At 37.5% G+C, this 5,642-nt stretch carries 6 protein-coding genes; 2 read left to right on the top strand and 4 right to left on the bottom strand.

Going from position 1 to position 5,642, the window contains the following annotated elements; all coding sequences use genetic code 11:
* From mgtE to WFK35_RS19930, 4 genes are all read right to left on the bottom strand, one after another.
* Positions 1 to 1,139: magnesium transporter (mgtE, locus tag WFK35_RS19945; protein WP_336734174.1), on the bottom strand; the 1,139-nt coding region annotated here is incomplete at its 3' end.
* A gap of 213 nt (positions 1,140 to 1,352) precedes the next feature.
* Positions 1,353 to 1,496, bottom strand: coding sequence for a bacteriocin-like protein (locus WFK35_RS19940; protein WP_214590451.1), 144 nt, complete (start codon positions 1,494 to 1,496; stop codon positions 1,353 to 1,355).
* 17 nt (positions 1,497 to 1,513) lie between these two features.
* Entirely contained in the window at positions 1,514 to 1,663 is a 150-nt protein-coding gene (locus tag WFK35_RS19935) for a hypothetical protein (protein ID WP_214590450.1), read from the bottom strand.
* Between the two features lie 592 nt (positions 1,664 to 2,255).
* Entirely contained in the window at positions 2,256 to 2,807 is a 552-nt protein-coding gene (locus WFK35_RS19930) for a pyruvate decarboxylase (protein WP_336690362.1), read from the bottom strand.
* A 173-nt stretch (positions 2,808 to 2,980) separates the two neighbouring features.
* Here WFK35_RS19930 and rpsO point away from each other — a divergent pair, with 173 nt between their 5' ends.
* Both rpsO and WFK35_RS19920 read left to right on the top strand, forming a co-directional pair.
* Positions 2,981 to 3,250, top strand: a complete 270-nt coding sequence (gene rpsO, locus WFK35_RS19925) for a 30S ribosomal protein S15 (protein ID WP_214590449.1) — start codon at positions 2,981 to 2,983, stop codon at positions 3,248 to 3,250.
* 230 nt (positions 3,251 to 3,480) lie between these two features.
* Positions 3,481 to 5,642, top strand: a 2,162-nt coding sequence (locus WFK35_RS19920; protein WP_336734172.1) for a polyribonucleotide nucleotidyltransferase, incomplete at its 3' end; no start/stop codon positions are given.

The raw sequence follows: 5,642 nt of genomic DNA, 5'->3' as shown, positions 1-5,642 counted from the left end.
ACCCCTACACTTAAACCTACAAAAGCCCAGTGAATTCCATAGTCGAAAAAACCTGCTTTATGCCAGATCATAATTCTCAGGAAACCGATGATCCCTAAAATTCCGCCCAATGATAAACCCGTGAAAATTTCTTTTCTCATTACGTACCACCAGTCTTTTAAAGTAATTTCCTGAAGTGCCATCGCTCTGATAATCAGAGTTGCCGCCTGAGAACCGGAATTTCCTCCACTGGAAATAATCAATGGAACAAAAAGTGCGAGAACAACTGCTTTCTGAATTTCATCTTCAAAATAACCCATCGCCGAAGCTGTAAGCATTTCAGAGAAAAATAAGATAATCAGCCACATTCCTCTCTTTTTGACCATTTCGATGAGAGAAGTCTGCGTATAAGGAACGTCCAAAGCTTCCAATCCCCCGAATTTCTGGATATCTTCCGTATTCTGCTGCTCAATCTGGTCGAGAATGTCATCAATCGTTACAATTCCCACTAAAACTCCGGCTTCTGTAATAATAGGAAGTGCGGCACGGTCGTATTTTTCGAAATACTGTACTGCATCTTCTTTGGAAGTTGTTGTCGTAATCGCAACAAAATGATTATCTGTAATTTCTGAAACCAAAGTTTCTTCCTCAGCCAGTAAAAGACTTCCCAGCGCAATATCATCGATCAGCCGATTTCTTTCGTCCACAACGTAGAGATAATTCATCGTCTCTACTTTACTTCCTACTTTTTTAATCTGCTGGAGACATCTTTTAATGGTCCATTCTTTTCGGATCTGGATGTAATAAGGCGTCATCAGACGGGCAATAGAATCCGAATCGTAGCCTAATAATTTAAGGGCAATTCTGCGTTCCTGCGGATTAAGATGATTGATGGAATACTTGATAAGCTCATCCGGAAAATCCTCAAAAAGAGCCGTTCTGTCATCCGGCGTCATGGCATTCAGGATTTCTGAAACCTCATCGCTTCCGATGCTTCTGATGGTTTCTTCCTGAAAATCGGGATCAAGATGTGAAAAAACTTCCGCTTTGTATTCTTTCGGAACTTTCAGAAATGCCAAAAGCCTCTCATCTGCGTGAAGTTCGCTAAGAGTTTCGGCAATATCGGCAGGGTTGAAGATAAGTTCGTCTTTAGAATTCAAAACGTCAAATTTTTAAGAGTAGTGCAAAAATAACCCAAATTTTTAAAATTGCCCAAAGAACTGCAAAATTTAAGGATTAATTAAATTTCTGAAAATAAAAAAGCATCCGCAAAAACGAATGCTTTGAAAAAATTAAATTTTAAAAGTGATAAATTATTGTTTTTCTTTTTTACATGTACTGAATTTTCAGGTTTTCAGTAAGAGGTTTTCCGACTAAGGTTCAATGCAGGCATACGGAACGCAGCTGTAGGAACAGCACCATCCGATAAAACAGTGTGCATCTTTTGTACATTGTACCATAGCGGCTCCGTTGATTTTTTCCTGCTCTTTTCTGGTGAGTTTTTTAAGATTTTTCATAATAAACTTTTCAGGGATTAAACTTCAGGGCAGTTGTAGTACACACAAACATTCTGGCAGCAGGATCCTCCCGGACATTCAAAATGGTAATGACATCTCTGAAGTCCTCCGCCGTTGATTTTTTCCTGCTCCTTTCTGGTGAGCTTTTTCAGGTTTGAATTTTTCATATTATTTAGATTTAATGTAGGCTAAAAATACAAAAAAGATTATATTATTCACTGTTAAATGAAAATAATTTGATTTTAATGTGTTGTTTTACTGATAAATATCTTCTGTATTATCCCATAATAAAAAAGCATCTGCAATCTGAGAGTGCAAATGCTAAGAAATTTCAATTTAGATAGTTTGAAGAATTGTTCTTAACTAAATTACTAATAATAATTGTAATTATTCACACCGCGATGAATTTAAATTGATGAATTTAAATGTTGCGCATAGCAGTTTTTAACTTCGGAGCTTTATTTAGAATATGTTCAGATTGAGATTGTTTTTAACGGAAAGTAATAATCTGATTTTCCCTTGCTGTTTATTTAAAATCAATTTAGGATTTCTTCCATATATTTTTCCTGATGAATTGAAGTGTATAGAATTAGAATTAAACCTGAAACAGAATAGTTGAAGTTTTCAAAAGAATAAAAATAAAAGGTTTTTAAAGGTTGTTAATTTTTTTTCATGGAGAAGTCCTGAATTTTAAGTAAATGTATCGCTTATCTTTTGTGGGACTTCGTTGAAATAAAAATTAAGCAGATTTTCCTGAAATCATAATTCTGATTCAGCGGTGTGTTTCATTTTTTTTAACTGCTTTACAATTTCTTTTATGGCTCCGTTGGTTCCTATTTTTACGGAGTTTACGGTGGAACCAAGCAGTCTCATGTTCTTTTTATAGGTATCGTAGTCTGTTTCTGTAATCAGGTTGCCTTCTGCATCAAAAAGTTTCATGCTTACAACTACCTGATTGGAAAAGACGTATTTTCCTATTCCTACTTTGAAATATTTAACTTTGGGAACAATGGCAAAATCGGCTTCGTTATTTTTGCAGTAATCCCAAACGGTCTGTTTATCGATGCTGTCGAAGGAAATCTGTGTTTCCGTTCTCAGCATTTTGTTTTTTCTTTCGCTTAAATTATCAGAAACTGCGCTGAAGAATGCGGTATTGGTAGGTTCTTTAATTTCCTGAATGTCGGGTTCTACTTCAGGATTGAAATATAAAACTTTTTTGATCTTGTTCTCACGGTTTTTCTGAGCTTTTAATAAAGAAAAACCTGCAAAAAGAGCTAAAGTAAAGGTGGTAAATGTTATTAATTTTCTCATCACTAAATTCGTATGCAAAATTACTGCCTTTTAGTGGGGTAACATAATTTTTTTAAGAAATTTTTAACATTTTTTTCTATCAAAATCAATAAATGAAATCAATAATGTTGGCAGAATAAAAAAATAGTCGTACTTTTGCACCCGTTACATAATAATCATTAAACAATATTGGAATGTACTTAACAACAGAAAAAAAGCAGGAAATTTTCGCAAAACACGGAAAATCTGCACAGGACACAGGAAGTGCTGAAGGACAAATTGCACTTTTCACTTTCAGAATCAACCACCTTTCTGCTCATTTAAAGAGCAATCACAAAGATTATAACACAGAAAGATCTTTGGTGAAACTGGTAGGTAAAAGAAAAAGTTTATTAGATTACCTTAAAAATAAAGATATCGCAAGATACAGAGCAATTATTGCTGAATTAGGTTTAAGAAAATAATCTACAAAGATTTTCACATAAAAAGCAATCTCGAGAGAGGTTGCTTTTTTGTTTTCGTAATCAGAAGTGGTTTTCGGTGCAGAATATATGGAAATTATAGGGCAGATGTGTAAGATTTTACAGGCAAAAATTTAAAAAAATCATTATAATACATTACCTTTGCAAACGAAAATTTAAAGAGTTTAAATAATAATCGTACTCAATACGGAGTACATGAAGACAATTTTTTTATGAGTATACCTCAAGCGTTTACAGAAACGATTACTCTTGCAGACGGCAGGGAAATCATTATTGAAACGGGGAAGCTGGCAAAGCAGGCTGACGGATCCGTAGTTGTAAGATGTGGCGGAACGATGCTTTTAGCAACGGTGGTAGCCAACAAAGAAGCGAATCCGGGAGTGGATTTTTTACCTTTAACGGTAGATTACAGAGAAAAATTTTATGCAGGAGGAAGAATTCCTGGAAACTTTTTCCGCAGAGAGGCGAAGCCTTCTGATGATGAAGTTTTAACGATGAGATTGGTGGACAGGGTATTGCGTCCGTTATTTCCTGAAGATTTCCACGCGGAAGTACAGGTAATGATCTCATTAATTTCTTATGATAAGGAAGTAATGCCTGAAGCTCTGGCAGGTTTAGCGGCTTCAGCAGCTATTGCTATTACAGATATTCCTTTCGGCGGACCAATGTCTGAAGCGAGAGTGGTAAGAATAGACGGAGAACTTGCCGTTAACCCAAGTTATGAAAATCTTCTGAAGTCTGACATCGATATTATGGTAGGGGCTACAAAGGATTCTATCGTAATGGTGGAAGGTGAGATGAAGGAGATTTCTGAGCAGGAAATGCTGGAAGCGATCAATTTCGCTCATGCTGAAATTAAAAAGCAGATTGAAGCTCAGGAAAGACTTGCTGAGAAAGTGGGTAAATCTTTCCCTAAGAGAGAGTATTCTCATGAAACTCATGATGAGGAAATCCGTGAGAAAGTATGGAAAGAGTGCTATGATAAGGTATATGAAGTAGCAAAAACGCCATCGGCTAAAGAAGAAAGAGGGGAGAAGTTCAAGGCTGTTCTTGATGAATTCCTTGCGCAGTATGCAGAGGATGCGGAAGAGCTTGAAAGAGTAACTCCTTTCGTAAAAGTGTATTATCACGACGTTGAAAAAGAGGCGATGCGCCAGATGATTCTTGAAGAAAATATCCGTTTGGATGGGCGTGATCCTCAAACGATCCGTCCGATCTGGTCTGAGATCGATTATCTTCCGGGAGCGCACGGTTCTGCAGTCTTTACAAGAGGGGAAACTCAGTCGTTAACTGCGGTTACCTTAGGTTCTGTAAAGGATGCGAATATGATCGACAGCGTTATTACGCAACATGACGAAAAATTCTTTTTACATTATAATTTCCCACCGTTCTCTACGGGTGAAGCAAGACCTTTAAGAGGAACTTCAAGAAGAGAAGTCGGACACGGGAATCTTGCTCAGAGAGCTTTAACTGCAGTAATTCCTGCAGAAAATCCTTACACGATCAGAATTGTTTCTGATATTTTAGAATCTAACGGTTCGTCTTCTATGGCAACGGTTTGTGCGGGAACACTGGCATTGATGGATGCAGGTGTACAGATTACAAAACCTGTTTCGGGGATTGCTATGGGATTGATTACGGATACGAAATCGGGTAAATTCACGGTACTTTCTGATATCTTAGGGGATGAAGATCACTTAGGGGATATGGATTTTAAAGTAACGGGTACTGCGGACGGTATCACAGCTTGCCAGATGGATATTAAAATCCAGGGACTTTCTATGGATATTATGGAAAAGGCTTTGATGCAGGCTAAGGACGGAAGATTACATATTTTAAATAAGATTACTGAAACGATTGCTGAACCAAGAGCTGACGTTAAGCCTCACGCTCCGAAGATGGTGGTAATGGAGATTCCGAAGGAGTTTATCGGTGCGGTAATCGGACCTGGCGGAAAGATCATTCAGCAGATGCAGAAGGATACGGATACGGTTATTGCAATTGAAGAGATTGGTGAAATCGGACGTATTGAGATTGCAGGTACAGACAGAGAGAAGATCAATGCTGCGGTTGCGAAGATCAATGAGATTACTTTTGTTCCTGTTGTAGGAGAGGTTTATAAAGGGAAAGTGGTGAAGGTAATGGATTTCGGTGCTTTTGTAGCGATTGCTAAGGGTACTGAAGGTCTTCTTCACATTTCTGAGATCGAATGGTCCCGTTTAGATAAGGTTCCTTATAACGAAGGTGATGAAGTGGAAGTGAAATTTATGGGGTATGATGACCGTAAGAAAATGAAACTTTCAAGAAAAGTTCTTTTACCAAGACCTCCGAAGCCTGAAGGGAAACCAAGACCGGAAGGGCAGGGAAGACCTGA

The organism is Chryseobacterium sp. VD8, from assembly GCF_037149975.1.
In the GTDB taxonomy this organism is placed as follows: Bacteria; Bacteroidota; Bacteroidia; order Flavobacteriales; family Weeksellaceae; genus Chryseobacterium; species Chryseobacterium indicum.
This window is presented reverse-complemented; position numbering and strand designations above follow the sequence as displayed.